2 protein-coding genes and 1 pseudogene are annotated in these 3,990 nt (G+C 72.0%); all 3 read right to left on the minus strand.

What is annotated here, in order from left to right; genetic code table 11:
* Positions 1-48: 48 nt before the first annotated feature.
* Complete coding sequence (locus ACFU99_RS36005) at positions 49-2,178, minus strand: 3-hydroxyacyl-CoA dehydrogenase NAD-binding domain-containing protein (protein WP_384400541.1); 2,130 nt, start codon at positions 2,176-2,178, stop codon at positions 49-51.
* Positions 2,175-3,395, minus strand: a complete 1,221-nt coding sequence (locus ACFU99_RS36010; RefSeq protein WP_384400544.1) for a thiolase family protein — start codon at positions 3,393-3,395, stop codon at positions 2,175-2,177. The genes ACFU99_RS36005 and ACFU99_RS36010 overlap by 4 nt, the downstream gene beginning before the upstream one ends.
* A 232-nt stretch (positions 3,396-3,627) precedes the next feature.
* Positions 3,628-3,990, minus strand: a pseudogene (locus tag ACFU99_RS36015) (ribonuclease D); the annotation flags it as partial.

A 3,990-nucleotide genomic window follows, 5' to 3' on the forward strand; every position in this document is an offset into this window, starting at 1 on the left:
CCCTTTCCGCAAGGGCCCCGCCACACGCTCGTACGATCCGGCTGTCCGCTACGCGGGCACGCTCGCGACGCCCGGCTCCAGGAAGCGCTTCCCGTTGACGCGCTCGGAGACGCCCTCGCGGTCCAGGTACGGGGTGATCCCGCCCAGGTGGAAGGGCCAGCCCGCGCCGGTGATCAGGCACAGGTCGATGTCCTGCGCCTCGGCCACGACGCCCTCGTCCAGCATCAGGCCGATCTCCTGTGCCACGGCGTCCAGGACGCGGTCGCGGGCCTCCTGCTCGGTCAGGACGGTGCCGCCCTGCTTGAGGAGTGCCAGGACCTCCGGGTCCAGCTCGGGCTTACCGGAGTCGTGCACGTAGAAGCCCCGCTTCCCCGCCTTGACGACCGCCGCCAGGTTCGGCGAGACCGTGAAACGGTCCGGGAACGCGCCGTTCAGCGTCTCCGAGACGTGCAGCCCGATCGCCGGGCCCACCAGCTCCAGCAGCTCCAGCGGCGACATCGGCAGCCCGAGCGGCTGGACGGCCTTCTCGGCGACCTCGATGGGCGTGCCCTCGTCGATGACGTTCTGGACCTCGCCCATGAAGCGGGTCAGCACGCGGTTGACGACGAACGCCGGGGCGTCCTTGACCAGCACGGCCGTCTTCTTCAGCGACTTGGCGACCGCGAAGGCGGTGGCCAGCGACGCGTCGTCGGTCCGCTCCGCCCGGACGATCTCCAGCAGCGGCAGCACCGCGACCGGGTTGAAGAAGTGGAAGCCCACGACCCGCTCGGGGTGCTCCAGCTTCGACGCCATCTCGGAGACGGACAGCGAGGAGGTGTTGGTGGCGAGGATCGCGTGCGCCGGGACGGCCGCCTCGACCTCCGCGAACACCTGCTGCTTGACGCCCATCTCCTCGAAGACGGCCTCGATGACGAAGTCCGCGTCGCCGAAGGCCGCGGCCTTGTCCAGCGAGCCGGACACCAGGCCCTTGAGCCGGTTGGCCTTGTCCTGGTTGACGCGGCCCTTCAGGAGCAGCTTGTCGATCTCGCCGTGGACGTAGCCGACGCCCTTGTCCACCCGCTCCTGGTCGATGTCGGTCAGCACGACCGGCACCTGAAGGCGGCGCGCGAAGAGCAGCGCCAGCTGCGAGGCCATCAGCCCCGCGCCGACGACACCGACCTTGGTGACCGGCCGGGCGAGGGACTTGTCCGGGGCCCCGGCCGGGCGCTTGGCGCGCTTCTGCACCAGGTTGAAGGCGTAGATGCCGCTGCGCAGCTCGCCGCCCATGATCAGGTCGGCGAGCGCCTGGTTCTCGGCCTCGAAGCCGGCCCGCAGGTCGCCGTTCTTGGCCGCCGCGATGATGTCCAGCGCCCGGTACGCGGCCGGGGCCGCGCCGTGCACCTTGGAGTCCGCGACGGCCCGGCCGCGCGCCACGGCCTGGTCCCACGCCTCGCCGCGGTCCACGTCGGCCCGTACGACCTCGGCGGTGCCGCCGAGGACCGACGCGGTCCAGATCAGCGACTGCTCCAGGAAGTCCGCGCCCTCGAACAGCGCGTCCGCGATGCCCAGCTCGAAGACCTGCGCGCCCCCCAGCTGCCGGTTCTGGTTGAGGGAATTCTCGATGACGACGGAGACCGCGCGGTCCGCGCCGATCAGGTTCGGCAGCAGCACGCAGCCGCCCCAGCCCGGTACGAGGCCGAGGAAGACCTCGGGCAGCGAGAAGGCGGGCACGGCCTTGGAGACCGTGCGGTACGTGCAGTGCAGCCCGACCTCGACGCCGCCGCCCATCGCCGCGCCGTTGTAGTACGCGAAGGTGGGGACCGCCAGCGAGGAGAGCCGCTTGAAGACGTCGTGGCCGCCCTTGCCGATGGCGTACGCGTCCTCGTGGCGCTTCAGCAGCTCGACGCCCTTGAGGTCGGCGCCGACCGCGAAGATGAACGGCTTGCCGGTGACGCCGACGCCGACGATCGTGCCGTCCGCCGCCTCCTTCTCCACTTGGTCGATGGCCGCGTCCAGCTGCGCCAGCGACTGCGGGCCGAAGGTGGTCGGCTTGGTGTGGTCCAGGCCGTTGTCCAGCGTGATGAGCGCGAACCTGCCCGCGCCGCCTGGCAGATCGAGGTGGCGGACGTGCGCCCGCGTCACGACCTCGTCCGCGAACAGCTCGGCCGCGCCCTTCAACAGCTCAGCGGTGGTCGTCACTTGCCTGCCCCTTCGAAGTGCGGGTTCTCCCAGATAACGGTGCCGCCCATGCCGAAGCCGACGCACATGGTGGTGATGCCGTAGCGGACATCCGGCTGCTCCTCGAACTGCCGCGCCAGCTGCGTCATCAGCCGCACCCCGGAGGAGGCCAGCGGGTGGCCGAAGGCGATGGCCCCGCCGTACTGGTTGACGCGCGGGTCGTCGTCGGCGATGCCGTAGTGGTCCAGGAGCGAGAGCACCTGCACCGCGAACGCCTCGTTGATCTCGAACAGCCCGATGTCGTCGATCGACAGCCCCGCCTGGGCCAGCGCCTTCTCCGTCGCCGGAACGGGCCCGATGCCCATCACCTCGGGCTCGACGCCCGCGAAGGAGTACGCGACCAGCCGCATCTTGACGGGCAGGCCCAGTTCGCGCGCCACGTCCTCGGCGGCGATCAGCGAGGCGGTGGCGCCGTCGTTGAGCCCGGCGGCGTTGCCCGCGGTGACTCGGCCGTGCGGGCGGAAGGGGGTCTTGAGGGACGCCAGGTTCTCCAGCGTCGTCCCCGGCCGCATCGGCTCGTCGGCGGTGGCCAGCCCCCAGCCGGTCTCCCCGGCCTCGGCGTTGGTCCGGCGCACGGAGACCGGCACCAGGTCGGCCTGGATCTTCCCGTTCGCGTACGCCTTGGCGGCCTTCTCCTGGCTGCGGACCGCGTACTCGTCGGCGCGCCGCTTGGTGATGTGCGGCAGCCGGTCGTGCAGGTTCTCCGCCGTCATGCCCATGAACAGGGCCGACTCGTCGACCAGCTTCTCCGAGACGAAGCGCGGGTTGGGGTCCACGCCCTCGCCCATCGGGTGGCGGCCCATGTGCTCGACGCCGCCCGCGACGGCGATGTCGTACGCCCCGAAGGAGACGCCGCCCGCGATGCTGGTGACGGCGGTCATCGCGCCCGCGCACATCCGGTCGATGGAGAAGCCCGGCACGGACTGGGGGAGGCCGGCCAGGATGCCGGCGGTACGGCCCAGGGTCAGGCCCTGGTCGCCGATCTGCGTCGTGGCGGCGAGGGCGACCTCGTCGATACGGGCCGGGTCCAGGTCCGGGTTGCGGCGCAGCAGCTCCCGGATGCAGTTGACGACCATGTCGTCGGCGCGGGTCTCGTGGTAGATGCCCTTCGGGCCCGCCTTGCCGAACGGGGTGCGGACACCGTCGACGAAGACGACGTCCCTAGCGGTACGAGGCACGTTGGCTCTCCTCCAGTTGCGTACGGGCGCTACGAGGGCACGGCCGTGCCGGGCCGGGGCACGGCGCTGGCTCCCACCGCCATGCTACTTGCGGGTAACCAAGCTGCCCAGCCCCCTCGGCCCAAGCGGCGAAGGTCACATCACCGGCCGTGCCGAGTCGAGCCAAAAGGCCGAAAAAAGACCCCCGCCCGCCGGTCGGACCGGCGGACGGGGGTACGTACAGCGGGCAGGGTCACTCCACCCCGGCCCGCAGCGCCTCGGTGAGCACCGGGGTGACCTGCTCGATCTGCCAGGGACGCGCGCCGTGCCCCGCGAGGACCGCGGCGACCGCGTCCGGCGTCGGATCGGCCGGCGGCTCCCAGCACAGCCGCCGCACGGTGTCCGGGGTGATCAGGTTCTCCTGCGGCAGGTTCAGCCGCTCGGCGAGGTCCGAGACGCCCGCGCGCGCCGCCGACAGCCGGGCCGCGGCCACCGGGTCCTTGTCGGCCCAGGCGCGCGGCGGCGGCGGACCGGTCAGCGCCTGGCCGGGCTGCGGCAGTTCGCCGTCCGGCAGGGCGCGCGCCCGGTCGATCGCCGCCTGCCACTGCTCCAGCTG

The sequence above is a fragment of the Streptomyces sp. NPDC057654 genome, assembly GCF_042800135.1.
GTDB lineage: Bacteria > Actinomycetota > Actinomycetes > Streptomycetales > Streptomycetaceae > Streptomyces.